Origin of the sequence: Georgenia daeguensis, from assembly GCF_039537705.1 — a bacterium.
GTDB lineage: Bacteria > Actinomycetota > Actinomycetes > Actinomycetales > Actinomycetaceae > Georgenia > Georgenia daeguensis.
Map to the genome: position 1 here is coordinate 1 of NZ_BAABBA010000009.1, position 24,682 is coordinate 24,682.

Annotated in this window: 24 protein-coding genes; 18 read left to right on the forward strand and 6 right to left on the reverse strand. The window is 74.6% G+C overall.

The window, feature by feature from the left end; genetic code table 11:
• Nucleotides 1-2 precede the first annotated feature (2 nt).
• On the forward strand, nucleotides 3-1,043 hold the full coding sequence (nrfD, locus tag ABD774_RS10305; RefSeq protein ID WP_425554520.1) for an NrfD/PsrC family molybdoenzyme membrane anchor subunit: 1,041 nt from the start codon (nucleotides 3-5) through the stop codon (nucleotides 1,041-1,043).
• A 139-nt stretch (nucleotides 1,044-1,182) separates the two neighbouring features.
• Here the strand turns inward: nrfD and fdhA are convergent, their stop codons facing one another.
• Nucleotides 1,183-2,406, reverse strand: coding sequence for a formaldehyde dehydrogenase, glutathione-independent (fdhA, locus tag ABD774_RS10310; protein ID WP_345041013.1), 1,224 nt, complete (start codon nucleotides 2,404-2,406; stop codon nucleotides 1,183-1,185).
• Between the two features lie 279 nt (nucleotides 2,407-2,685).
• On the opposite strand from fdhA, the gene ABD774_RS10315 reads away from it, so the two are divergent.
• Nucleotides 2,686-3,606 carry a tRNA pseudouridine synthase A gene (locus tag ABD774_RS10315; RefSeq protein WP_486327300.1) on the forward strand — a complete coding sequence of 307 codons (921 nt, stop codon included), beginning with the start codon at nucleotides 2,686-2,688 and terminating at the stop codon, nucleotides 3,604-3,606.
• A gap of 48 nt (nucleotides 3,607-3,654) precedes the next feature.
• On the opposite strand, the gene fdhD is transcribed toward ABD774_RS10315, so the two are convergent.
• The 3 genes from fdhD to ABD774_RS10330 form a co-directional block, all read right to left on the reverse strand.
• A complete protein-coding gene (gene fdhD / locus ABD774_RS10320; protein WP_425554521.1) occupies nucleotides 3,655-4,464 on the reverse strand; it encodes a formate dehydrogenase accessory sulfurtransferase FdhD in 810 nt (269 codons plus the stop codon).
• Between the two features lie 57 nt (nucleotides 4,465-4,521).
• Nucleotides 4,522-5,046 (reverse strand): DUF5709 domain-containing protein, encoded by a 525-nt coding sequence (locus tag ABD774_RS10325; RefSeq protein WP_345040646.1) that lies wholly within the window; start codon nucleotides 5,044-5,046, stop codon nucleotides 4,522-4,524.
• Nucleotides 5,047-5,141: 95 nt separating this feature from the next.
• The gene (locus ABD774_RS10330) at nucleotides 5,142-5,426 is read right to left on the reverse strand and encodes a hypothetical protein (RefSeq protein ID WP_345040648.1); all 285 of its coding nucleotides are present in this window, start codon (nucleotides 5,424-5,426) and stop codon (nucleotides 5,142-5,144) included.
• A gap of 311 nt (nucleotides 5,427-5,737) precedes the next feature.
• On the opposite strand from ABD774_RS10330, the gene rplM reads away from it, so the two are divergent.
• The 4 genes from rplM to ABD774_RS10350 all read left to right on the forward strand — a co-directional run bounded on the left by rplM (nucleotide 5,738) and on the right by ABD774_RS10350 (nucleotide 9,208).
• Nucleotides 5,738-6,181 carry a 50S ribosomal protein L13 gene (gene rplM / locus ABD774_RS10335; RefSeq protein ID WP_248256607.1) on the forward strand — a complete coding sequence of 148 codons (444 nt, stop codon included), beginning with the start codon at nucleotides 5,738-5,740 and terminating at the stop codon, nucleotides 6,179-6,181.
• A gap of 40 nt (nucleotides 6,182-6,221) precedes the next feature.
• The gene (rpsI, locus tag ABD774_RS10340) at nucleotides 6,222-6,713 is read left to right on the forward strand and encodes a 30S ribosomal protein S9 (RefSeq protein WP_248256608.1); all 492 of its coding nucleotides are present in this window, start codon (nucleotides 6,222-6,224) and stop codon (nucleotides 6,711-6,713) included.
• A 139-nt stretch (nucleotides 6,714-6,852) separates the two neighbouring features.
• Nucleotides 6,853-8,202, forward strand: coding sequence for a phosphoglucosamine mutase (gene glmM / locus ABD774_RS10345; RefSeq protein ID WP_345040653.1), 1,350 nt, complete (start codon nucleotides 6,853-6,855; stop codon nucleotides 8,200-8,202).
• 106 nt (nucleotides 8,203-8,308) lie between these two features.
• Nucleotides 8,309-9,208, forward strand: coding sequence for a DedA family protein (locus ABD774_RS10350; RefSeq protein ID WP_345040656.1), 900 nt, complete (start codon nucleotides 8,309-8,311; stop codon nucleotides 9,206-9,208).
• Nucleotides 9,209-9,388: 180 nt separating this feature from the next.
• Here the strand turns inward: ABD774_RS10350 and ABD774_RS10355 are convergent, their stop codons facing one another.
• On the reverse strand, nucleotides 9,389-10,414 hold the full coding sequence (locus ABD774_RS10355) for a hypothetical protein (RefSeq protein WP_345040659.1): 1,026 nt from the start codon (nucleotides 10,412-10,414) through the stop codon (nucleotides 9,389-9,391).
• Between the two features lie 381 nt (nucleotides 10,415-10,795).
• Nucleotides 10,796-11,755, reverse strand: a complete 960-nt coding sequence (gene coaA / locus ABD774_RS10360; protein WP_345040661.1) for a type I pantothenate kinase — start codon at nucleotides 11,753-11,755, stop codon at nucleotides 10,796-10,798.
• Between the two features lie 130 nt (nucleotides 11,756-11,885).
• On the opposite strand from coaA, the gene glmS reads away from it, so the two are divergent.
• The 12 genes from glmS to ABD774_RS10420 all read left to right on the forward strand — a co-directional run bounded on the left by glmS (nucleotide 11,886) and on the right by ABD774_RS10420 (nucleotide 24,506).
• Complete coding sequence (glmS, locus tag ABD774_RS10365; protein ID WP_345040665.1) at nucleotides 11,886-13,742, forward strand: glutamine--fructose-6-phosphate transaminase (isomerizing); 1,857 nt, start codon at nucleotides 11,886-11,888, stop codon at nucleotides 13,740-13,742.
• 49 nt (nucleotides 13,743-13,791) lie between these two features.
• Nucleotides 13,792-14,142, forward strand: coding sequence for a holo-ACP synthase (locus tag ABD774_RS10370; RefSeq protein WP_345040667.1), 351 nt, complete (start codon nucleotides 13,792-13,794; stop codon nucleotides 14,140-14,142).
• Between the two features lie 133 nt (nucleotides 14,143-14,275).
• Entirely contained in the window at nucleotides 14,276-15,922 is a 1,647-nt protein-coding gene (locus ABD774_RS10375) for an NAD(P)H-hydrate epimerase (RefSeq protein ID WP_345040669.1), read from the forward strand.
• Nucleotides 15,923-15,943: 21 nt separating this feature from the next.
• Nucleotides 15,944-17,203 carry an alanine racemase gene (alr, locus tag ABD774_RS10380; protein ID WP_345040672.1) on the forward strand — a complete coding sequence of 420 codons (1,260 nt, stop codon included), beginning with the start codon at nucleotides 15,944-15,946 and terminating at the stop codon, nucleotides 17,201-17,203.
• Nucleotides 17,200-17,778 (forward strand): tRNA (adenosine(37)-N6)-threonylcarbamoyltransferase complex ATPase subunit type 1 TsaE, encoded by a 579-nt coding sequence (tsaE, locus tag ABD774_RS10385; RefSeq protein ID WP_345040674.1) that lies wholly within the window; start codon nucleotides 17,200-17,202, stop codon nucleotides 17,776-17,778. The genes alr and tsaE overlap by 4 nt, the downstream gene beginning before the upstream one ends.
• Nucleotides 17,775-18,614 carry a hypothetical protein gene (locus ABD774_RS10390; protein WP_345040676.1) on the forward strand — a complete coding sequence of 280 codons (840 nt, stop codon included), beginning with the start codon at nucleotides 17,775-17,777 and terminating at the stop codon, nucleotides 18,612-18,614. Before tsaE ends, ABD774_RS10390 begins: the two co-directional genes overlap by 4 nt.
• A gap of 31 nt (nucleotides 18,615-18,645) precedes the next feature.
• Nucleotides 18,646-19,362: a tRNA (adenosine(37)-N6)-threonylcarbamoyltransferase complex dimerization subunit type 1 TsaB gene (gene tsaB, locus ABD774_RS10395; RefSeq protein ID WP_345040678.1), complete on the forward strand. Its 717-nt coding sequence runs from the start codon at nucleotides 18,646-18,648 to the stop codon at nucleotides 19,360-19,362.
• Nucleotides 19,363-19,367: 5 nt separating this feature from the next.
• Nucleotides 19,368-19,919, forward strand: coding sequence for a ribosomal protein S18-alanine N-acetyltransferase (gene rimI, locus ABD774_RS10400; protein WP_345040681.1), 552 nt, complete (start codon nucleotides 19,368-19,370; stop codon nucleotides 19,917-19,919).
• Nucleotides 19,912-20,763, forward strand: coding sequence for a sulfurtransferase (locus ABD774_RS10405; protein ID WP_345040683.1), 852 nt, complete (start codon nucleotides 19,912-19,914; stop codon nucleotides 20,761-20,763). The genes rimI and ABD774_RS10405 overlap by 8 nt, the downstream gene beginning before the upstream one ends.
• 308 nt (nucleotides 20,764-21,071) lie before the next feature.
• On the forward strand, nucleotides 21,072-21,767 hold the full coding sequence (locus ABD774_RS10410; protein ID WP_345040685.1) for a succinate dehydrogenase cytochrome b subunit: 696 nt from the start codon (nucleotides 21,072-21,074) through the stop codon (nucleotides 21,765-21,767).
• Between the two features lie 13 nt (nucleotides 21,768-21,780).
• The gene (locus ABD774_RS10415) at nucleotides 21,781-23,766 is read left to right on the forward strand and encodes a fumarate reductase/succinate dehydrogenase flavoprotein subunit (protein ID WP_345040687.1); all 1,986 of its coding nucleotides are present in this window, start codon (nucleotides 21,781-21,783) and stop codon (nucleotides 23,764-23,766) included.
• On the forward strand, nucleotides 23,763-24,506 hold the full coding sequence (locus ABD774_RS10420; protein WP_345040690.1) for a succinate dehydrogenase/fumarate reductase iron-sulfur subunit: 744 nt from the start codon (nucleotides 23,763-23,765) through the stop codon (nucleotides 24,504-24,506). Before ABD774_RS10415 ends, ABD774_RS10420 begins: the two co-directional genes overlap by 4 nt.
• Nucleotides 24,507-24,682 lie beyond the last annotated feature (176 nt).

Below are 24,682 nucleotides of genomic sequence, written 5' to 3' on the forward strand. Positions count from 1 at the left end.
GGGTGGGCGGGCCGGGGCGCGAGCTGGTGGCGGGCGGCGCGGGCGCGGACCGCCGGGCGCGCGAGGGGCGGCGGCGCACCCACGGCGGCGAGCGCGCCATGGTCCCGCCGGCGGAGTTCACCTCCTACTACGGCCGGCCGGTCGTGAAGCCGGCGCCGTGGGAGAACGACATCCCCGCCTACATGTTCGCCGGGGGCCTGGCCGCCGGCTCCTCCCTCCTCGCCGCCGGCGCCGACCTGACCGGGCGGGGCTCCCTGCGCCGCGCGGGCCGCCTGACCGCGCTCGGCGCGCTCGGGTTCAGCATGGTCACCCTCGTGCACGACCTCGGCCGGCCCGAGCGGTTCCTCAACATGCTGCGCACGGTGAAGGTCACCTCGCCGATGTCGGTCGGCACCTGGATCCTCGCCCTCTACGGCCCGCCCGCCGGCGTCGCCGCGGCGGCCGAGGTGGCCGGGATGCTGATGCCGCGCTCGGCCCGGGCACCGCTGCGGCTGCTCGCCGCGGTCGGGGGCCCTGCCGGGGTGCTCGCGGGGGTGCTCGCCCCGCCGGTCGCCGCCTACACCGCCGTGCTGCTCTCCGACACGGCGACGCCGTCGTGGCACGAGGCGTACCGGGAGCTGCCGTTCGTGTTCTGCGGGTCCGCCGCGGCGGCCGCCGGCGGGCTGGCGACGGCCCTCGTGCCGGCGGCCCAGGCAGGCCCGGCCCGGCGCCTCGCCGTCGGCGGGGCGGTGGCGGAGGTCCTCGCCGAGCACCGGATGGAGCGCTCGATGGGGATCACCGCCGAGCCGCTGCGCTCGGGCGCGCCCGGGCGGCTGATGCGGGCCGCACGCACCCTCACCCTCGCCGGCGCGGCCGGGATGCTGCTGGCCGGGCGCAGCCGCGCCGTCGCCGTCGCCTCCGGCGCGGCGTTGCTGGCGGGCTCGGCGTGCACGCGGTTCGGCGTGGTGCGCGCGGGCATCGCCTCGGCGCGGGACCCGCGCTACACCGTGGTCCCGCAGCGCGAGCGTGTCGACCGCGGCGAGCCGGTGCGCCACCCCGGCTGAGCAGGTCACACCCAGACGCGGCGAGCAGCTCGCGCGGGGCGGAGCAGCCCGCGCGGGGCGCGCGGAGCAGCCCGCGCCGGGCGCTGCGCGGTCCGCGCGAGACGCCCCCGGTGCCGGGCACCGGGGGCGCGACGCCAGGTCAGCTCCGGGCGCCGACCATGCCGTGCGGGTCGAGCACGTACTTCTTCGCCGCGCCCTTGTCGAACTCGTCGTAGCCCTGCGGCGCCTGGTCGAGCGGGATGGGCGTCGCGTTGACGTTTTTGGAGATGCTCACCTTGTCGTGCAGGATCGCCTGCATCAGGCCCCGGTGGTACCGCATGACCGGGCACTGGCCGGTGGTGAAGCTGAGCGACTTCGCCCAGCCGGTGCCGAGGCTGATCGACAGCGTGCCGTGCTTGGCGGCGTCGTCCACGGCGCCCGGGTCGCCGGTGACGTACAGGCCCGGGATGCCGAGCGCACCGCCGGCCGCCGTGATCTCCATGAGCGAGTTCAGGACCGTGGCGGGCGCCTCCTTGGCCGCGCCCGCGCCGTGACCGCGCGCCTCGAAGCCGACCGCGTCGACGGCGCAGTCCACCTCGGGGACGCCGAGGATCTGCTCGATCTGGTCCTTCGGGTCGCCCTTGGAGACGTCCACGGTCTCGCAGCCGAAGGCGCGGGCCTGGGCGAGGCGCTCCTCGTTGAGGTCGCCGACGATGACGACCGCGGCGCCGAGCAGCTGGGCCGAGGTCGCCGCGGCGAGCCCGACCGGACCGGCTCCGGCGACGTAGACCGTGCTCCCGACCTTGGTGCCCGCCGTGTACGCGCCGTGGAAGCCGGTCGGGAAGATGTCCGACAGCATGGTCAGGTCGAGGATCTTCTCCAGCGCCTGGTCACGGTCGGGGAAGACCAGCAGGTTCCAGTCGGCGTACGGGACGAGCACGTACTCGGCCTGCCCGCCGACCCAGCCGCCCATGTCCACGTAGCCGTACGCCGAGCCCGGACGGTCCGGGTTGACGTTGAGACAGATGCCGGTCTTGCCCTCCTTGCAGTTGCGACAGCGACCGCAGGCGATGTTGAACGGGACCGAGACGATGTCGCCCTTCTTGACGAACTCCACGTCCGAGCCGGTCTCGACCACCTCGCCGGTGATCTCGTGCCCGAGCACCAGGCCCTCGGGGGCGGTGGTGCGGCCGCGGACCATGTGCTGGTCGGAGCCGCAGATGTTGGTGGAGACCACCTTCAGGATCGCGCCGTGGTTGACCTTGCGCCCCACGTTGGCCGGGTTGACGCCCGGCCCGTCCTTCAGCTCGAACGTGGGGTAGTCGATGTCGATGACCTCGACCTTGCCCGGACCGGCGTAGCTGACTGCCTTGTTGCTCACGATGGAGACTCCCTCTCGAACGTCGTCGTACGAACAGGAACGCTCCGCGCCGCATCAGGCACGCAGCGCGGGAGTACCTCCACCCTGGCACGATCGGTCCCCGCGGTGAACCCCTGGGGGCGGGGGATCGTCGGGACCGCTGCCGTCCGTGAGGGCTAGCCTCACCCGGTGGAGCTGGACGACGCGGAGAGCGGTGGCATGACCGGAGAAGGGGCGCCGACGGCGCCGACAGGGCCGGGTCCGGCGGTGCCGGACCCGACGGCGCCCGGGCCGGGTCCGGCGGTGCGGGAGACGGGGCCCGCCGTGCCGGGGCCCGTGGACGGCGCCGTCGTGCGGGTCCGGCTCGATCTCGCCTACGACGGCAGCGACTTCGCCGGGTGGGCCCGCCAGCCCGGGCTGCGCACCGTTCAGGGCGTCCTCGAGGACGCGCTCACCACCGTGCTGCGCCTGCCCGCGCCCGCGCGGCTGACGGTGGCCGGGCGCACCGACGCAGGCGTGCACGCCCGCGGCCAGGTCGCGCACCTGGACGTGCCCGAGGACGCCTGGGCCGCGCTGCCCGGGCGCAGCGACCGCACCCCGGGGGAGTCGCTCGTGACCCGGCTCGCGGGCGTCCTCGGGCGGGGCGCCGTGCCGCGCGGCAGCGGCGACGTCGTCGTCCACCGGGCGGTCGAGGCGCCGCCCGGGTTCGACGCCCGCTTCGCCGCCCTCTGGCGCCGGTACGCCTACCGCATCGCCGACGACGTCACGGCCCGGGACCCCCTGCGCCGGCGCGACGTGGTCTGGCACGGCCGCCCGCTCGACGTCGCAGCGATGGACGTGGCCGCCAGGCTGCTGCTCGGCGAGCACGACTTCGCGGCCTACTGCAAGCCCCGCGAGGGCGCGACGACCATCCGCACGCTCCTCGACCTGGACTGGCGGCGGGTGCCGGCGGGCGAGCCCGACGCCGGGCTGGTGGTCGCGACCGTGCGGGCCGACGCGTTCTGCCACTCGATGGTGCGGGCGCTCGTCGGGGCCTCGCTCGCGGTGGGGGAGGGGCGCCGCCCGTCCGGGTGGCCCGCGGAGGTGCTGGCGTCGGGGGTGCGCCAGCCCGCGGTCGCCGTCGCGCCCGCTCACGGCCTCACTCTCGAGGAGGTGGCGTACCCGCCGCCGGACCGCCTCGCCGAGCGGGCCGCGCAGGCGCGCGCGGTGCGTACGCTGCCGTGACCGCAGGAGGGCGGTGCCCGGGCGGGACCGACGGCCGCCGAGGCCCCGTCACACGAGCCGGTGCGCGCCCGCGTAGACGTTGAGGCCGTCCCCGCGGCTGAACCCCACCAGCGTCATCCCGGCCTCCTGCGCCAGGTCCACCGAGAGCGAGGACGGCCCGCTCACGGCGGCGAGGACCGGGACGCCGGCCATCCGCGCCTTCTGCACCAGCTCGAAGGAGGCCCGGCCGGAGACCTGCAGCACCGTGCCGCGCAACGGCAGCCGGCCCTCGCGCAGCCCCCAGCCGAGCACCTTGTCGACGGCGTTGTGCCGGCCCACGTCCTCGCGCAGGCACAGCAGCTCCGCCCCGCCGTGGCCGTCGACCTCGAAGAGCGCGGCGGCGTGGACCGAGCCGGTGGCGTCGAACACGCGCTGGCGCTCGCGGAGCCGGGCCGGCAGCGTCAGCAGCTCGGCCAGCGGCACGCGCACGGGGTCCTCGTCGACAGCGAAGCGGGACGCCTTGGTGACCGCCTCGACGGAGGCGGTGCCGCAGATGCCGCACGAGCTCGACGTGTAGACGTGGCGCGCCTGCGCGGCGTCCGGGCCCGGGACGCCCGGCGCGAGGCGGACGTCGACGACGTTGTAGCTGGGGGAGCCGTCCGGGTCCACGCCCGGGCCGTAGGTCAGCGAGGAGATCTGGCGGGCGTCCCAGACCACGCCCTCGGAGACGAGGAACCCGGCGACGAGGTCGAAGTCGCCGCCGGGTGTGCGCATCGTGACGCTCCACGGCACGCCGCCGAGGCGGATCTCCAGGGGTTCTTCACCCGCGAGCGTGTCGGAGCGGCGGCGGGTGGCGCCGTCGGCGGTCAGGTGCAGCACTGGGTGCCGCCTCGTCACCCGCAACGCGCACCCACCTCGTCCGTCCCGCGGGCCGGCTCAGCCCCGGTCGTCGGGATCGATGGTGCCGCCCTCGTCGACCGCGCCCTCGCCCTCGACGTGCATGGCGGCCTCCTCGGGGAGGAACCCGCCGCCGGCCACGCCGGCGTCCTCGGCCAGCACGTCCTGCTCCTCGCCGGGCAGGTCCTCGGGCCCGTCGTCGTCCGGCACCGCCACGAGACGGCCGACCCCCGTGCCCTCGCGGACGTCGGGCGCCTCCTCACCGCTGGGGCCGGGGGCGGCGCGGCTCTCGTCGTCGTCGGGCTGCTCCTCCCAGACCTCGGGCTCCTCGCGGGCGAGCCGGTCGTCCCAGGTCTCGCCCTCGGCCTGGCCCGACTCCGAGAGGTCGAGGCTGGCCAGCGGATCGGTGTCCGGGGCGGTCATCCCCTCGTCGAGGACGTCGTCCGTCTCCGTGTCGAGGAGGGCGTCCTCCTTGTTGGGCTGCCAGGACTCGTCGCTCAGGAACTGGTCGGGGCCGGGCGTGCCGCCGCCGCTGACCGGGGTGCTCGGGTTGTCTGTACTCATGACGTCAGCGTGCCACCGGCGGCCCGGAGGCGCATCGCCGGGCGCCCGCACCTCTCACCCGCCGGCCCCGGCCGGAGCGGTGGTGGCGAGGGGCCTCAGCGCCGCCCGTCCCAGCCCAGGTCGTCAGGGTCGTCGCCGGTGAGCCCGCCGTGGCCGTCGCGCACGATGTGCATCGCCGCCTCCTCGGCGCAGCGGTCGCCGGGCGTGCGGTCCTCCTCCTCGGCGAGGACGTCCTGCCACTCCCCGACCTCGTCGGAGGGGTCGTCGTCGTCGGGCAGGGCGACCAGCTGACCCACGCGCGCGTCGGGCTCGTCGAAGGTGTCGTCGTCGTCCGGCGGGACCGGGTCCCAGCCGGCCGGCCGGAGCTCCTTGCTGTCCATGCCCGAGTGTCCCACCGGAGCCGTGCGGCCGCTGGGCACGAGGTCCCTGGACCGGCGGTGCTCCCGGCGGGGGCGACCGCCGGGCGCGGCCGTGGCAGGTCTCACGAAAACTGGTGGGGGCGAAGTTTTGACCCTGCTGGCGGCGCGGCGGTAGTCTTGGACCTCGTTGTGCATCCCCATGCGCTCCCCGGTGCTCCCACTCGCCGGTTCAGGAGAGCGGGTGCCGGCAGCGAGCAACACCTGACCATGGGCCGCAGTGCCGCCATAACTGCGCCCGACGAGAGAACGCTGAAGAAACGAAGGCTACGCCCGTGCGCACGTACACACCGAAGCCCGGCGACGTCACGAAGAACTGGTACGTCATCGACGCTACCGACGTCGTCCTCGGCCGACTGGCGACGCAGGTCGCCACCTTGCTCCGTGGGAAGCACAAGCCGACCTTCGCCCCGCACGTGGACAACGGCGACTTCGTCATCGTGATCAACGCTGACAAGGTCGCCCTGACCGGGAGCAAGCGCGACAACAAGATCGCGTACCACCACTCCGGTTACCCGGGCGGGCTGAAGGCCACGAACTACGCCGAGCTTCTTGCCCGGTTCCCCGAGCGTGCTGTGGAGAAGGCCGTCCGCGGCATGCTCCCCAAGACCTCCCTCGGGCGCGACCAGCTCGCCAAGCTGAAGGTCTACGCCGGTGCGGAGCACCCGCACAGCGCGCAGAAGCCGCAGACCTTCGAGATCACCCAGGTTGCCCAGTAGCGTTCGCGCCTGCGGCACAGAACAGGACTGAAGGAGAACTGTGGCTGAGACCACTTCGGACATCGAGCTGGACGACGAGAACGTCCCCAGCAGCTACACCACCGAGACTGAGGCGGCTGCGGCCGGTCTGGGCCAGTCCCTCACCGCCCCCGGCCAGGCCCTCGGCCGCCGCAAGGAGGCGGTCGCCCGGGTGCGCCTCGTCCCCGGCACCGGCGAGTGGAAGATCAACGGGCGCTCGCTCGAGGACTACTTCCCGAACAAGCTGCACCAGCAGCTCGTGAGCTCGCCGTTCACGCTGCTCGACATCGCGGGCCGTTTCGACGTCATCGCCCGCATCCACGGCGGCGGCACCTCCGGCCAGGCCGGCGCGCTGCGCATGGGCATCGCCCGCGCGCTCAACGAGATCGACCGCGACTCGAACCGTCCCGCGCTGAAGAAGGCCGGGTTCCTCAAGCGCGACGACCGCTCGGTCGAGCGCAAGAAGGCCGGTCTCAAGAAGGCCCGCAAGGCCCCGCAGTACTCCAAGCGCTGATCTGCGCCTGACCCGCGGCCCCGCCCGAGCACCGCTCGGACGGGGCCGCGGTGCGTCCGGGGGTGGGCGCATGCGCTGCCGCCGGGCGCGAGATGGCACGATGGGCGCCGCAGAACCGGACTCTCTCGGAGGTAGCACCATGGCTCGACTCTTCGGCACCGACGGCGTGCGAGGCCTCGCCAACCGCGACGTCACCGCGGAGCTCGCCCTCGACCTGGGCGCCTCGGCCGCCCGGGTGCTGACCTCCTCCGGTGACTTCACCGGGCGCCGGCCCCGCGCCGTCATCGGCCGGGACACCCGCATCTCCGGCGAGTTCCTCTCCTCGGCGATCGCGGCCGGCCTCGCCAGCGCGGGCGTGGACGTCACGCAGGTCGGGGTGCTGCCGACCCCGGGCGTCGCCCACCTGACGGCGAGCACCGACGTCGACCTCGGCGTCGTCATCTCCGCCTCGCACAACGCGATGCCGGACAACGGCATCAAGTTCTTCGCCCACGGCGGGTTCAAGCTCGAGGACGCGATCGAGGACCGCATCGAGGCGGGCCTCGGGAGCGCGTGGGAGCGCCCCGTCGGCGCCGACGTCGGCCGGATCAGCGACGACGTCGCGCTGGCCGACCGCAGCTACATCGACCATCTCGTGCGTGCGGTCGGGCAGCCGCTGCGCGGGCTGCGCATCGCCGTCGACTGCGCCAACGGCGCGGCCAGCGACATCGCCCCCCTGGCCCTGCGCGAGGCGGGCGCCGACGTCGTCGTCATCAACGCCTCGCCGGACGGGCGCAACATCAACGACGCCTGCGGCTCCACCCACCCCGAGCAGCTCCAGGCCGTCACGGTCGCGTCCGAGGCGGCCTTCGGCGTCGCCTACGACGGCGACGCCGACCGCTGCCTGGCGGTGGACCACACCGGCGCGCTGGTGGACGGCGACCAGATCATGGGCCTGCTCGCCACCGCCATGAAGGAGTCCGGCGACCTCACCAACGACACTCTCGTCGTCACGGTCATGTCCAACCTCGGCCTGCTCCTCGCCATGCGTGACGCCGGCATCAGTACCGTCCAGACCGCCGTGGGGGACCGCTACGTGCTCGAGGCGATGCGCGCCGGGGGGCACACCCTGGGCGGGGAGCAGTCCGGCCACATCATCAACTCCCGGCACGCCACCACCGGTGACGGCATCCTCACCTCGCTGATGCTCGCTGCCCGCGTGGTCGAGACCGGCCGCACGCTGGCCGACCTCGCCTCGATCGTGACCCGCCTGCCGCAGGTGCTCGTCAACGTCAAGGGTGTGGACAAGGCCCGCGCCGGCGAGGACGAGGCGCTCGCCGCGGCGGTCCGCGAGGCCGAGGCGACCCTGGGCGAGACCGGCCGCGTGCTGCTGCGCCCCTCCGGCACGGAGCCGCTCGTCCGGGTCATGGTCGAGGCGGCGACGATGGACGAGGCGGAGGTCGTCGCGCACGGCCTGGCCGACGTCGTCGAGGAGCGCCTGGCGCTCTGACCGGGGGCTTTCTCAGGGTCATCACCCATACCGGCGCCCCCGGGGCTGACGTACCGTTGCAGGGACTCGCCCGGGGTGCCCGGGGCTCGCCCTGCGAAAGGACACCATGGAGCTGATGCAGGCCGTGGAGGAGTTCGTCCTGGGGCTCGCCGGGTCCCCGTGGATCCTCCTCGCGGTGACGGTGCTCGCGACCATCGACGGTTTCTTCCCGCCGGTGCCGAGCGAGTCGATCGTGATCGCGGTGGCCGCGCTCTCGGTGAGCGGCGACGCGCCCAGCCTGTGGTTCCTCGTGCTCGCTGCGGCGGTCGGTGCCTTCAGCGGTGACCTCATCGCGTACACGATCGGCACGAAGGTGCCCATCGAGAACCTGCGCATCCTCCGCGGCCACCGCGGCCAGGCGACCCTCGCCTGGGCGAAGCGGGCGCTGGCGCGCCGGGGTGCGGTCTACATCCTCTCCGCGCGGTTCATCCCCATCGGCCGGGTGGCCGTCAACATGACGGCGGGCGCGGTGGGCTACCCGCGCAAGCGGTTCATCGGCATCGCCGCCCTCGCGGCGGTGGTGTGGGGCGGGTACTCCACCCTCATGGGCCTGGGCGCCGGGGTCTTCCTCCACGACCACCCGCTGATCGCCGTCGCCGTGGGCGTGGCCGGCGGCGTGGCCGCCGGGTTCGCCGTCGACAAGCTCCTCGGGGTCGTCCAGCGGCGCTGGTTCCCCGACGTCCCGCCGCCCGCGGTCCGCATGCACGTCGAGGACGACGACGGCGTGGAGGCCACGGCGGCGGCTGCCGCCGAACCCGGGGCCACGGACGCCGCGGGTGACGCGCCGACGCGTGCCGAGGACGGCGAGCGGAGGGCGACGGCCTCCGGGGAGTCGGGTTCGGCCGCCGCGACGGAAGACGGTGGCGCGGTGGAGCCTGCACCGGCGGAGCGTGCTGGCTCCGGCAGTCATCTGTCCTCGGCCGGCACCTCGACGACCGGCGACGGCGTCCCACGTCCCGGGGCGTGAGAGGTGCGCGCAGCGGGCCCCGGCCAGTCACCCGGGACTTGAGACTCCATCTCCGCCTGACCCGACAAACGCATCGGTACGTGCCCGCGCGCGTCTCCCCGGCGAGCAAGCGGTCCCGTGCCCAACAACTGGGTTCGGACGTTCTTGCTCGGCACCGGGGCTCTTGCTCGACGCTGGAGACTAGTGGCCTTGGCGCCGCGACGGACGACGGATCAGCCCCTGCACCGGAGCGAGGCTGGCGAGGACGCTCGGCGGAAAACCCTGGCAAAGCCGGCTGAAGGCCGCGTCGGCGTTCCGTAGGTGATGGTTGACGAACCTGTGGAACGTCACGCCGGTGCCGCGGATGGCGTCCTCGCGTATCTTCTCGGCGTACAGCGACGTACGGCCGTCGGGCCCCGCGTCCGGCCAGGGCGAGCTGGCGGCGTACTTGCCCGCTCCGTCGAACTCGGCGGCGACGAGCCGGCTCACCGCCCCGCTGCCAGCCTCAGCGTCGAGGATCCAGCCGAGATCGACGTAGAAGCTTTCCTCCTCGGTGTCGATGCGTAGCTGGGCAGTGGGCCTCGGCAGACCTCGTGAGACGGCGATCCACCGCAGGTCCGTCTCACCCGGTGACTCGGAGAAGCCGTCAGCGTGCTCGACGACCGCCCGTGCGCCCACGACCCCTCGAGCGCCCCTCAGGTTCTCGAGGCGGGCCTTGAGCCTGGCGCGGGCCGCTTCGAGCCGGGCCGCCGAGGCGGCGCGTTCGAAGCGGTCCGGACGTGCCAGGACGCGCAGCCCGCTGTCGGCGATGGCCAGAGCCCGTCGGGGCGTCAGAGTGAGAGCGCAGTCCGTGACGGTACGTTCGAGACTGGTGACCGGTAGGCCGTGTACCTCCGTGATGTCCTCGGGCGGGAGCCTGCGCGAGTGGTGTCGGCTGATTGCGTCGGCGCCGGGCTGGCTGGGCATCGAGCGCTGCAGGACGTGCGTGGTGCCGTCGAGCCCGGGAACCCAGCAGCCGTGAAGCAGCGCGGCCGACTCATGGCTGAGCACCACGGGGGTGGAGAGCTGTCGCACCACCGCCGCGGCGTGAGCCAGTGCAACAGTCTCGCGCGCCGCCCAGGCGGCAGCCGGGAGCGGCCCCTCGATGTACGCCCCGGGGCGTACGCGAATCAGTTCTCCGCTCCGGGTGCCGGTCCGTGCGGCGCTGCTGCCGATGTCGCGGGACATCACGAGGGCAGGCACGTCACGTGGACCGGGGATCGGTGGGGGCACATCGCTCAATGTGCTCGCGTCAGGAGGACCTGCTCCGGTGTGCGCGCGCCTGTTGTGGATGTGACGGTCCGTCGAGATCCTGCTGTGGATGTGGCGGTCCGTGGAGATCCTGCTGTGGATGTGGCGGTCCGTCGAGACCAGTCTGTGGGGGCGGCTGCGGTTCGGGGCTGGAACTGGTCGGCCGCCACGACCCGAACGATGCACGGTGGCAGTCGAACAAGAGGTCTGATGCCGAGCAAGCAGGTTCAGGTGTTCTTGCTCGGCACAGGACTTCTTGCTCGGCGGGGGAGCCGTCACAGGTGGGGCGCGGAGGCAGGGTCCGACGCGGAGGCGGGCTCAGAGCTTGCGCAGCCGCATGCGGTGCATGCGGTGGTCCTCCGCCTTCGTCAGCACGAGCGTCGCGCGCCCGCGCGTCGGCAGGATGTTCTGGGCGAGGTTCGGGGCGTTGATGGACTCCCAGATCGCCTCCGCCTGCGCGACGGCCTGGGCGTCGTCGAGGTCGGCGTAGCGGCGGAAGTAGGAGGCCGGGTCCGCGAAGGCGGTGCGCCGCAGCTTGAGGAACCGCTCGATGTACCACGTCTTGATGTCGCGGGTGCGGGCGTCGACGAAGATCGAGAAGTCGAAGAAGTCGCTCACCGTCATCGACGCCGTCCCGTCCGCCCGGGCCCGGGCTGGTGCCAGGACGTTGAGCCCCTCGACGATCAGGACGTCCGGGTGGCGCACCACCTGACGGCGGTCGGGGAGGATGTCGTAGGTCACGTGGTCGTACAGCGGCGCGCTGACCTCCTCGGCGCCGCCCTTCACCTCCGCCACGAACCGCAGCAGCGCCCGGCGGTCGTAGGACTCGGGGAAGCCCTTGCGCTCGAGCAGGCCGCGGCGCCGGAGCTCGGCGTTGGGGTAGAGGAATCCGTCCGTCGTGATGAGGTCGACCCGCGGGGTCTGCGGCCACCGGCGCAGGAGCTCGCGCAGCAGGCGCGCCGTGGAGGACTTCCCGACGGCCACCGAGCCGGCCACGCCGATCACGTACGGGGTGCGCGTCGCCCGCTCGCCCAGGAACGTCGAGGTCGCGCGGTGCAGCGCGCCCGTCGCGGCGGCGTAGAGCTGGAGCAGCCCCGAGAGGGGGCGGTAGACGACGTCGACCTCGGGAAGATCGATCGGGTCACCGAGGCCGCGGAGGTTGAGCACGTCCGCCGTCGTCAGCGGCAGCGGCGTCGAGGCGGCGAGCCGGGACCAGGAGGCCCGGTCGAACTCGACGAACGGGTTGGCGGCGGACGTCGTCGTACGCGGGAAGGACACGGCGGACAGTCTCTCGCACCTCAGCCTTCCCGTGCGCACACGCCGGCTGGCAAGGCCTGGCGACCGCCGGTCCCGGTAACTCTGCTCACACGCGCACGGGAGCACCCGCCCCGGAAGTTATCCTGCAGGCATGTGTGGAATCGTCGGGTACGTAGGCCCCGCAACCCCGAGCAACCGTCCGCTCGACGTGGCCATGGAGGGTCTGGCCCGCCTGGAGTACCGCGGCTACGACTCCGCGGGCGTCGCCCTGGTGACGCCCGACGGCCTCGCCACCGCCAAGCGGGCCGGCAAGCTCGCCAACCTCCGCGGGGCGCTGGAGGAGAACCCGCTCCCCGGCGCGACCGCGGCGATCGGGCACACCCGCTGGGCCACCCACGGCGCGCCCACGGACGTCAACGCCCACCCGCACGTGAGCGAGGACGGGCGCCTGGCCGTCATCCACAACGGCATCATCGAGAACTTCGTCGCCCTCAAGAACGAGCTCCTCGCGGACGGCGTCACCTTCACCTCCGAGACCGACACCGAGGTCGTCGCCCATCTCCTGGCCAAGACCCTGAACGGCACCGGCGACCTCACCGCCGCGATGCTCGCCGTCACCGCCCGCCTCGAGGGCGCGTTCACCCTGCTCGCGGTCCACGCCGACGAGCCCGGGACCGTCGTGGGCGCCCGCCGCAACTCTCCCCTCGTCGTCGGCCTGGGCGAGGGGGAGAACTTCCTCGGCTCCGACGTCGCCGCCTTCATCTCCTCCACCAAGGAGGCCATGGAGGTCGACCAGGACCAGGTCGTGACGCTCTCCGCCGACGGCGTCCGCGTGGTCGACGCCCAGGGCACCGAGGTCCACCCCCGCCGCTTCACCGTGGACTGGGACGCCGCGGCCGCCGTCAAGGGCGGCTTCGCCACCTTCATGGAGAAGGAGATCCACGACCAGCCCAAGGCCGTGGCCGACACCCTGCTGGGCCGCACCGACGGCCAGGGCAACCTCGTCCTGGACGAGCTGCGCATCGACGAGTCGGTGCTCCGCAGCGTCGACAAGATCATCGTCATCGCCTGCGGCACCGCCGCCTACGCCGGGCACGTGGCGAAGTACGCCATCGAGCACTGGTGCCGCATCCCCGTGGAGGTCGAGCTCGCCCACGAGTTCCGCTACCGCGACCCGGTGGTGAACGAGAAGACCCTCGTCGTCGCCATCTCCCAGTCGGGCGAGACGATGGACACGATCATGGCGGTCCGGCACGCCCGCGAGCAGGGCGCGAAGGTCCTCGCCGTGGTCAACACGCACGGCTCGACCATCGCCCGCGAGTCCGACGCCGTGCTGTACACGCACGCCGGGCCCGAGGTGGCGGTCGCCTCCACCAAGGCGTTCCTCGCCCAGATCACCGCCTGCTACCTCCTGGGCCTCTACCTCTCCCAGCTGCGCGGCAACAAGTACGTCGACGAGGTCGCCGGCTACCTCGAGGAGCTCGGCAAGCTCCCCGCCAAGATCCAGCAGGTCATCGACGGCGAGGAGCAGGTCAAGGAGGTCGCGCGCTCCATGAAGGACGCCACCTCCGTGCTGTTCCTCGGCCGCCACGTGGGCTACCCGGTGGCCCTCGAGGGCGCGCTGAAGCTCAAGGAGCTCGCCTACATCCACGCCGAGGGCTTCGCCGCCGGCGAGCTCAAGCACGGGCCCATCGCCCTGATCGACGAGGGCCAGCCCGTGTTCGTCGTCGTCCCGACGCCGCGCCGCCCCACCCTGCACGCCAAGGTGGTCTCCAACATCCAGGAGGTGCGCGCCCGTGGCGCCCGCACCCTGGTCATCGCGGAGGAGGGCGACGAGGCGGTCACCGAGTTCGCGGACGTCGTCTTCCGGGTGCCGCGGACGCCGACGCTGATGATGCCGCTGGTCACGGTCGTGCCGCTGCAGATCTTCGCGTGCGCGCTGGCCGCGGCCAAGGGCCTCGACGTCGACCAGCCGCGCAACCTCGCCAAGTCGGTGACGGTGGAGTGACGACGGCGCAGGCGGGGCCCGGGCGCACGGCCGGCCTCGCGGGCCGGGCATGATCGTCTCCGTCGGCATCGACGTGTGCGACGTGGCCCGGTTCATCGCCGAGCTCGACCGGGTCCCGCGCCTGCGGGAGAAGATCTTCACCCCGGAGGAGCGGGAGCTGCCGGACGCCTCGCTCGCCGCCCGGTTCGCGGCGAAGGAGGCGATCGCCAAGGCGCTCGGCGCCCCCGCCGGGATGCGCTGGCACGACTGCACCGTGCACCGGGTGCCGGGCGGGGCGCCCATGGTGGAGCTGCGCGGGACCGTGGCGGCGCGCGCCGCGGAGCTCGGCATCACCCGGTGGCACCTCTCGATCTCGCACGACGCCGGCATCGCCTCGGCGATGGTGGTCGCGGAGTCCTGAGCGGGCGCGGCGCACGCGCCGCCCCACGCCGCACCCGCCGCGGGCCGGCGCGGGGCCGGCGCGTGCCCGCGGCCCGCTGACACCCCGGCCCGGCTCGCGAGACGCCGCCGTCCCCGCGCGGCACGATGGGGGCATGATCCGAGCCCACCACGCCGCGGCCGTGCGCGCCGCGGAGGAGCCGCTGCTCGCGGCGGGGGAGCCCCTCATGGCCTCCGCCGCCTTCGCCCTCGCCACCCACGTGGTGGCCGAGCTGCGCGCGCGGGGCCGCGTCGCGGGCTCCGTGGTGCTGCTGGTCGTCGGCGGCGGCAACAACGGGGGCGACGCGCTGTTCGCCGGCACCCACCTCGTCCGGCGGGGGTGCCAGGTGCACGCCGCCCTGGTCTCCGGCGACGTCCACCCGCAGGGCCTCGCCGCGGCCCGCGCCGCCGGGGTGGTCGTCCACCGCGTCCTCGACGACGCCGACCCGGCCGCCGCCGTCCTCGCCCTGGCGCGCCGGTGCGGGGTGTGGGTGGACGCGGTGACCGGCATCGGCGCCCGCGGGCCGCTGCGCGACCCGGCCGCCGCCGTCGTCGCCGCCCTCGCCCAGGAGAGGGCCGGCTGGCCCCAGGAGCCGGTCGTGGTGGCCGTGGACGTCCCGAGCGGCATCGGCGTCGACGACGGCACCGTGGAGGGCCCGGTGCTGCCCGCCGACGTCACGGTCACCATGGGCACCGCCAAGCCGGGGCTGCTGCTGCCGCCGGCGTCCGGCCTGGCGGGCAGGGTCGAGGTGGTCGAGCTCGGCCTCGACGCGCTGGCGGCCGAGCCGCCGGCGGCCTGCTCCCTCACCGCCGCGGACGTGGCGGACCTGTGGCCGGTCCCCGGCCCGGACGACCACAAGTACACCCGCGGGGTCCTCGGCCTCGCCGCCGGGTCCCAGGCGTACCCCGGCGCCGCTGCCCTCGCCGCCGCCGGGGCGCTGCGCACCGGGCTGGGCATGGTGCGCTACCTCGGCCCCGAGGTGCCCGCCGCCCTCGTGCGCACCCGCCACCCCGAGGTCGTCACCGTCCCGGGGCGCGTGCAGGCGTGGGTCCTCGGCTCCGGCGTCGGCCCCGAGGACGCCGCCCGGACGCACGAGCTGTACGAGCACCTCCGGGCCGCGCTCGACGCCCGTCAACCGGTGGTCCTCGACGCCGGCGCCCTGACGCTGCTGCACGAGGACGACCACCTCCCGGACCTGCCGGCGACGGCCGTGCTGACCCCGCACGCGGGCGAGCTCGCCGCCCTGCTCACGGCTCGCGGGGAGGAGACGGGGCGCGAGGAGGTCACCGCAGCCCCCGCCCGGCACGCGCGGCTGGCCGCGGAGATCACCGGCGCCACCGTGCTGCTGAAGGGCCCGACCACCGTGGTGGCCGCGCCGGACGGGCCGCTCTACGCCCAGCACGACGCCACGCCGTGGCTGGCCACCGCCGGGGCGGGGGACGTGCTCGCCGGCGTCCTCGGGGCGCTGCTCGCGGCCTACGGAGACCTCCTGGCCGCCGGCACGGCGGACGGCGGCGGCCTCCCCGCCTCGATCGCGGCCGTCGCGGCGCTCGTGGACGGGCGCGCCGCCCGCCTCGCCGCCGGCCTGCCGCCCGAGGCGCGCGCCGGCGTCCCGTCCTGGACGGGCGTCCGCGGGCGGAGCGGCGCCCCGGGGTGGACCGGGCCGGTGCCGGCGGGCGGACCGGCGCTCACCGGGGTCCCGATCGCCGCCGGGGACGTCGCCGCCGCCCTCCCGGCGGCGCTGCGCACGGTGCTCGCCTGACACGGTGGGACACTGGGGCGCGTGAGTCTTCCCGTTCCCTCGACGACGGCCCCGTCCGCGGCGGACACCGTCACGCACCCCGCCCGCGCCGTCGTCGACCTCTCCGCGATCCGGCACAACCTCGGCGTCCTCGCCGCGGCCGCCCCCGGCGCGCAGGTGATGGCGGTGGTCAAGGCCGACGCGTACGGCCACGGCCTGCTGCCCGTCGCCCGCGCGGCGCTCGCGGGCGGGGCCTCCTGGCTCGGCGTCGCCCAGCTCGCCGAGGCCCTGGAGCTGCGAGCCGGCCTGGACGCGGCGAGCACCGGGACCTCGGCCGCTGCCCTGGCCGGGACCGCCGCCGACGGGACCGCGGCGGCCGTCCGCCCCCGCATCCTCACCTGGCTGTTCGCGCCCGGCGCGCCCCTCGGGCGCGCGCTCGAGGCCGACCTCGACCTGTCCGCCTCGGCGCCGTGGGCCGTCGAGGAGATCGCGGCGGCCGCCCGCGCCACCGGCCGCACCGCCCGGGTCCACCTCAAGGTCGACACCGGCATGGGCCGCGGCGGCGCCCGCCCCGAGGCCTTCGGCGACCTGCTCGACGCCGCCTCGCGCGCCCGCGCCGAGGGCACCGTCGACGTGGTCGGCATCTGGTCCCACCTCGCGTGCGCGGACGAGCCGGACAGCCCCGTCACCGCGCAGCAGACCGCGGTCTTCGCCGCGGCCCTCGAGCAGGCGGAGCGGGCGGGCGTCCGCCCCGAGGTCCGCCACCTCGCCGCCTCCTCGGGCACCCTGTTCCACCCCTCCACGCACTTCGACCTCGTCCGCCCCGGGATCGCGGTCTACGGCCTCACCCCGGCCCCCGGCATCGCCGGGTCCGCCCAGCTCGGGCTGCGGCCGGCGATGCGGCTGGAGGCCCGCCTCACCGTGGTCAAGCCCGCCCCGGCGGGCACCCCGCTGTCCTACGGCCACACCGCGCGCACCACCACGGACACCTACATCGCCGTCGTCCCCCTCGGGTACGGCGACGGCGTGCCGCGGGCGGCGTCGGACCGTGGCCCCGTCACCGTGGCGGGGCGGCGGCTGCACGTGGCCGGGCGGGTGTGCATGGACCAGGTGGTCGTCGACCTCGGCCCCCGGGGCGCGGGCGTGCGGGAGGGGGACGTCGCCGTGCTGTTCGGCGACGGCGCCGCCGAGCCCTCCGCCGACGACTGGGCCGAGGCCTGCGGCACCATCAACTACGAGATCGTCACGCGGCTCGGAGCCCGCGTGCCGCGCGTTCACGTCGACCCGGAGGCCCGCCCGTGACCCTGACGCTGACTCTTCCCGACGCCGACGCCACCCGTGACCTCGGACGTCGCCTGGCCGCCGTGCTGCGCGCCGGGGACCTGGTGCTGCTCTCCGGCGACCTGGGTGCCGGGAAGACCACCCTGACCCAGGGCATCGGCGCCGGCCTCGGGGTCCGCGGCCAGGTGGCCTCGCCGACCTTCATCATCGCGCGGGTGCACCCCGCCCTCGGCGACGGGCCCGACCTCGTCCACGTCGACGCCTACCGTCTGGGATCCCTCGACGAGGTCGACGCCCTGGACCTGGACACCTCGCTGGAGGACTCCGTCACCGTCGTGGAGTGGGGCGCCGGCAAGGTGGAGTCGCTGTCCGCCGACCGCCTCGAGATCGACCTGCGCCGCCCGCACGGTGCGGGCTCCGACGGTGGTGCGACCGCCGACCACGGTGCGGGCTCCGACGGCGCAGCCGACCCCCACGGCGCCGCCGACCTGGAGGACCTCGCCGCACCCGCCGCGCGCGAGGTCGAGGTCCGGGGCGTGGGAGAGCGCTGGGCCGGCGTGGATCTCGCCACGGTCCTGGACGCCCGTCAGCCGTGACCGGGGGAGGGGGATCTCGTCCGTCCCGGCACCTGCGGGCCGGGCTGCTGACGCTGCTCGCGCTCCTCACGCTGCTCGGCCCCGCCGGTCCCGCGTCCGCCACCGCCGAGGCGGGGCCGGTCACCCAGGCCCCGCCGGTGGCCGAGGGGGTGCCGGAGAAGGTGGCGCAGTGGTTCCGCACCGAGGCCGCCGGCGTGGTCAGCACCCAGGGCGGCGCCGAGCTCGATCTCTCCGCCGAGCAGCGGGCCGGTGTCGCGATCGGCCTCGTCCGCACGGTCAGCACCTGGTCCGCCGGGTTCCGCTCCGGCGGTGAGGCCGACCCGCCGCTGGAGGCGACCTCGCGCTGGGTGGCGCCGCTGAGCCTGGGCCAGGAGGGGGTCGGCGTGCTGGTCGCCGGGCTGGACCCCAACGGCGTGGTCGGTCCCGAGCAGCTCCGCGCGGCCCCGGACCTCGCCGAGGCCCTGCTCGCGCTGGGACCCGCCCAGCCGGTGGTCCACGACGTGCCCCTCGACGCCTGGTTCACCGTCGACGGCGGGAAGGTGCTCCCGCTCGACGACGCCGCGCGCGCGTCGCTCGCGGGCGCCGTCGCGCTCGACGTCTACCGCCCCTTCGTGCAGGAGCGCTACGCGGTGGCCGACCCCAACCAGCCGGGCTCCGCCGTGCCGGACGCCCACTCGTGGGCCCCGGCGGCCTGGGTCGCGGCCGCCCTGCTGCTGCTCCTGGGCTGGGCGGGCGTCGTGGTGTGGCTGCGCCGCGAGGGCGACGGCGCCGAGATCCGCGAGCCCCGGGCCACCCGCCCGCGGACCCGTCCGCGGGACCGCGGCGCCCGCCGCTGAGCCGGACCGCGGCGCGCACTACCCTGGTCCGGTGCACATCCTGAGCCTGGACACCTCCGCCGGCAGCGCCGTCGCCCTCGTCGAGACCGGCCCCGGCGGCGCCACCGTGCTCGACCGCGCGGAGGGCGCGGACCCCCGCCGCCACGCCGAGACGCTCGCCCCGCTCCTCGAGGCGGTCCTGGCCCACGCCCCGGCGCCGGACGCGGTCGCCGTCGGGACGGGCCCCGCCCCCTTCACCGGCCTGCGTGCCGGCCTCGTCACGGCCCACGTCTTCGCCCGCGGCCGCGGCATCGACGTGCACGGCGTGTGCTCCCTGGACGCCCTCGCCCGCCAGGCCCTCGACGCCCTCGGCGGACCGGACGCCGCGGACGGGTCCCGCGAGGTCCTCGTGGTCACCGACGCGCGCCGCAAGGAGGTCTACTGGGGCCGCTACCGGGCGGACGGCCCGGACGACGTCGCCCGCCTGGCCGGGCCCGAGGTCGCCGCACCGGCCGTCGTCGCCGAGACGCACCGGGCCGGGATCGAGGCGGGGCTCGCCGTCGCGGGCGCGGGCACCGTCCTGTACCCCGACCAGCTCCCCGCCACCGCCGACCTGCCGGTGGCGGTCGACCCTGCCGTCCTGGCCCGGATCGTCGCCGCCCGCCTCGCCCGGCGCGCCGCCGGGGCCGAGGTGGAGCTGGGTACCGAGCCGCGGTACCTGCGCCGGCCCGACGTGCACACGGCGGCGGCGCCGAAGCGGGCGTCCTGAGGGCCATGGACGTCCGGCTGCGCCCGCTGCGGGAGAGCGACCTCGACCGCGTCATGGAGCTCGAGGTCCAGCTCTTCGGGGCGGGCGCGTGGAGCCGCGGCGCCTACCTCGAGGAGCTCACGCGGGCCCCGGGGCGCACGTACCTGGCCGCCGTCGTCGACGGCCCGGGCGGCGAGCTGGTGGTGGGGTACGCGGGGCTCGTCGCCGGCACCGAGGCGCAGGTGATGACGGTCGGCGTCGACGCCGAGCACCGCCGCCGCGGCATCGGCCGGCTGCTCGTCGACGCGCTGCTGGCGGACGCCCGCGCCCACGGCGCCCGCACCGTGCTGCTCGAGGTCCGCGCGGGCGACGCCGGGGCGCAGCGGCTGTACGCGCGCGCCGGGTTCGAGCCGATCGGCCGACGGCGCAACTACTACCAGGCCGAGGGGGAGGATGCCGTCGTCATGCGGGCCCGGCTCACGCCGTCGCCCGGCCCCGTGGGGGCCGAGGCCGGTGGCGCCGCCGTGCGCGGCCGCGAGCAGGTCCGCACCGGGCAGGAGGAGGCAGGGGATGCGTGAGCAGGTGCTCGTCGGTGCCGAGGAGCTCGCCCGGGAGCTGGCCGCGCCGGAGCCGCCGGCGGTCCTGGACGTGCGCTGGTCGCTGGCGGAGCCGGACGGGCGGCCGGCCTACCGGTCCGGCCACGTCCCCGGCGCCGTGCTCGTCGACCTCGAGACCGAGCTGGCCGCGCCCCCCAGTCCGGCGGCCGGCCGCCACCCGCTGCCCGACCCTGCCGACCTGCAGGCCTCGGCCCGCCGCTGGGGCCTGCGCCGCGGCGGGCGGGTGGTTGTCTACGACGACGCCGGCGGCACCTCGGCGGCCCGCGCGTGGTGGCTCCTGCGCTGGGCCGGGCTGAGCGACGTCCGCATCCTCGACGGCGCCCTCGCCGCCTGGCGCCGGACCGGGCTGCCGCTCGAGAGCGGCGACGTCGTGCCCGAGCCCGGAGACGTGGTTCTCCCGCTCGCCGCCGGCGCGGACGCCGCCATGCCGACCACCGACGCCGACGGCGCGGCCGCCTGGCCGGGCGTCCTCCTCGACGCGCGGGCGGGGGAGCGGTACCGCGGCGAGCACGAGCCGGTGGATCCGCGGGCCGGCCACGTGCCCGGCGCCCGCAGCGCCCCGACCACCGAGAACCTCGCCGACGACGGCACCTTCCTCCCGCCTGCCGAGCTGTGCCGGCGGTTCGCCGGTCTTGGCGTCGAGCCGGGCACCGCGGTGGGGGTCTACTGCGGCTCCGGCGTCACAGCCGCCCACGAGGTCGCCGCCCTGGCCAGCATCGGCGTCGACGCCACCCTCTACCCCGGGTCGTGGTCGCAGTGGGCGGCCGACCCGGCGCGGCCCGCCGCGACCGGCGCGCGGCCCTGACCGCCGGCGCAGCCCGGTCCGCCGGCGCGGCCCAGTCCGCCGGCGCGGCCCAGTCCGCCGGCGCAGCCGGGGGCGCCGGTGCCCGGCCGGGCGGCAGGCCCCGACCCGGCGCCGAGGCGCCTGCGTCCGGCCCCCCGGAACCCGTTCGCTGGCCGAACGGTTCCCGGTCAAGACTGTGACGTCGCTCACGGAGCGGTTGCAGACGCAGCGTCATTTCGCTGATCGGGTGACCGCCAGGCGAACGGGCGCCGTCTTGTTTTGCCGCCGCGTGACCGGAGTGTGACCCAGCACTCGGTACCATCAGGACCATGGTCACGTCCACAGTGCCGACGACGCCGCGCCGAGCGAGATACACCACTGTCGCCCTCAAGTGGGCCATGGCGATCTCGGGCCTGCTCTTCGTCCTCTTCGTCCTCGCCCACATGTACGGCAACCTCAAGGCGTTCTCCGGCCAGGAGGCGTTCGACAGCTACGCGCACAGCCTTCGCACGCTGCTGTACCCCTATCTCCCCCACGAGGGTTTCCTGTGGATCCAGCGCGTGGTGCTGCTGGTTGCCGTCGTGGTGCACGTCGGGGCGGCCGTCGCGCTGTGGCGCCGGGCCCGCACCGCCCGGCCCCGCCGTTACGTGGTGAGCAAGCGGACGGCGCAGACCTACTCGGCGCGGACCGTGCGCTGGGGCGGCCTGATCCTGCTGGCCTTCATCATCTTCCACCTGCTGCAGTTCACGACGCTGACCATCAACGTCGGCGGCACGTTCGACAGCCCGTACGAGCGGCTCGTGGCTGCGTTCTCGCACTGGTGGCTGTACCTGGTCTACCTCGTCGCGATCGTGATGCTCACGATGCACGTGCGCCACGGGGTGTGGAGCTCCCTGCAGACGCTCGGCGCCTCGGACCGGACGCGGCAGCGCGCCATCAACGTCGTCGCCTACCTCGTCGCGGCGGCGCTGCTGGTGGGCTTCATGCTCCCGCCCACCGCCATCCTGCTCGGCTTCGTGAACTGAGGGACCTGAACTGATGACTTCCACCATCGAGACCACCGAGAACCTCGTCGCGGGTCTCTACCGCGAGGGCGACGCGGTCGCGGACACGAAGGCGCCCGCCGGACCGCTGCAGAACCGCTGGGAGCAGCGCAAGTTCTCCGCGCGCCTGGTCAACCCCGCCAACCGCCGCAAGATGAGCATCATCATCGTGGGCACCGGCCTGGCGGGCTCGTCCGCCGCGGCGACCCTGGGCGAGGCGGGCTACAACGTCAGCACGTTCTTCTACCAGGACTCCCCGCGCCGCGCGCACTCGATCGCCGCGCAGGGCGGCATCAACGCCGCGAAGAACTACAAGAACGACAACGACTCCGTCTACCGGCTCTTCTACGACACGGTCAAGGGCGGCGACTTCCGCTCCCGCGAGTCCAACGTCTACCGCCTGGCGGAGGTCAGCGCGAGCATCATCGACCAGGCCGTGGCCCAGGGCGTGCCTTTCGCCCGCGAGTACGGCGGACTGCTCGACAACCGCTCCTTCGGCGGCGTGCAGGTCTCCCGCACGTTCTACGCCCGCGGCCAGACCGGGCAGCAGCTGCTCATCGGGGCCTACCAGGCGCTCGAGCGTCAGGTGGCCGCCGGGACGGTGAAGACCTACGCCCGTCACGAGATGCTCGAGCTGATCGTCGTCGACGGCCGCGCGCGTGGAATCGTCGCCCGCGACATGGTGACCGGCGAGATCGAGACGCACCTGGCCGACGTCGTCGTCCTCGCGACCGGCGGGTACGGCAACGTCTACTACCTCTCCACCAACGCGATGGGCTCCAACGTCACGGCCACGTGGCGCGCGCACCGCAAGGGCGCCTACTTCGGCAACCCCTGCTACACGCAGATCCACCCGACCTGCATCCCGGTGGCCGGCGAGTACCAGTCCAAGCTCACCCTGATGAGTGAGTCGCTGCGCAACGACGGCCGCATCTGGGTGCCCAAGAAGGCCGGCGACACCCGCGACCCGCGGGAGATCCCCGAGGACGAGCGCGACTACTACCTCGAGCGCATCTACCCGGCGTTCGGCAACCTCGTCCCGCGCGACATCGCCTCCCGCGCGGCGAAGTACCAGTGCGACGACGGCAAGGGCGTGGGCCCGGCGGTCGACGGCGTGCGCCGCGGCGTCTACCTCGACTTCAAGGAGGCCATCGAGCGCATGGGCCGGGCCGCCGTCGAGGCGAAGTACGGCAACCTCTTCGACATGTACCAGCGCATCACCGGCGAGGACCCCTACCAGGTCCCGATGCGCATCTACCCCGCCGTGCACTACACGATGGGCGGGCTGTGGGTCGACTACGACCTCCAGTCCACGATCCCCGGCCTGTTCGTCACCGGCGAGGCGAACTTCTCCGACCACGGAGCGAACCGCCTGGGCGCCTCGGCGCTCATGCAGGGCCTCTCGGACGGGTACTTCGTGCTGCCCAACACGATCAACGACTACCTCGCGGACGCCCCGTTCGAGAAGATCCCCGAGTCCCACCCGGCGGTGGTCGAGGCCCAGCAGGCCGTGCGGTCGCGCATCCAGCACCTGCTGAGCACCAACGGCACCCGCTCGGTCGACTCCTTCCACAAGGAGCTCGGCCACATCATGTGGGAGTACTGCGGCATGGAGCGGACGGAGGAGGGCCTGAGGAAGGCGGTCGACCTCATCCGCGCGCTGCGCGAGGAGTTCTGGCGCGACGTCAAGGTCCTCGGCACCAACGAGGAGCTCAACCAGGCCCTCGAGCGCGCCGGCCGGGTGGCCGACTTCCTCGAGCTGGGCGAGCTCATGTGCATCGACGCCCTGCACCGCCGCGAGTCCTGCGGCGGCCACTTCCGCGCCGAGTCCCAGACCGAGGACGGCGAGGCGCTGCGGCACGACGACGAGTTCGCCTACGTCGCGGCATGGGAGTACGGCGGCCCGGACGGGGCCCCCGTGCTCCACAAGGAAGACCTCAACTACGAGTACGTCGAGATGAAGCAGCGGAGCTACAAGTGAAGATCACCCTCAACGTCATGCGCCAGGCCGGCCCCCACGAGGAGCCCCGCCTGGTGGCCTACGAGCTCGTGGGTGTCACGGAGGACATGTCCTTCCTGGAGATGCTCGACGTCCTCAACGAGGAGCTCACCGCCCGCGGCGAGGACCCGGTCGCGTTCGACTCCGACTGCCGCGAGGGCATCTGCGGCATGTGCGGCATCGTGATCAACGGCCAGGCCCACGGGCCGGAGCGCACCACCACATGCCAGCTTCACATGCGCTCCTTCAAGGACGGCGACAAGATCACGCTCGAGCCGTGGCGCGCCAGCGCGTTCCCGGTCATCAAGGACCTCGTGGTGGACCGCTCCGCGTTCGACCGCATCATCCAGGCCGGCGGCTACATCTCCGTCAACACCGGCGCGGCGCCGGACGCGCACGCCACCCCGGTGCCCAAGGAGAACGCGGACCGCGCGTTCGAGGCCGCCGCCTGCATCGGCTGCGGCGCGTGCGTGGCCGCCTGCCCGAACGCCTCCTCGATGCTGTTCACCGCCGCCAAGGTCACCCACCTCGGTCTGCTGCCGCAGGGCCAGCCCGAGCGCGAGGCACGCGTGATCAACATGCTGCAGCAGCAGGACGCCGAGGGCTTCGGCGGGTGCACCAACATCGGCGAGTGCGCCGCGGTGTGCCCCAAGGAGATCCCGCTGGACGTCATCAGCACCCTCAACGCGGACCTCGGCCGCGCGCTCGTGCGCAACAAGTAGTCCGGCCGGGCGCGACCCGCCGTCGCCCGCAGCGGCGCACCTCAGGCCCCCGGTCCTCGGACCGGGGGCCTGAGCCGTCCGTGGGCGCCCGCCGGCACGTGCACCCTCCACCGTCCGGCACGGACGCGGGCCGGTCTCAGCACCTGGTACCCGCCCGGCCCGACCAGCGCACGGCA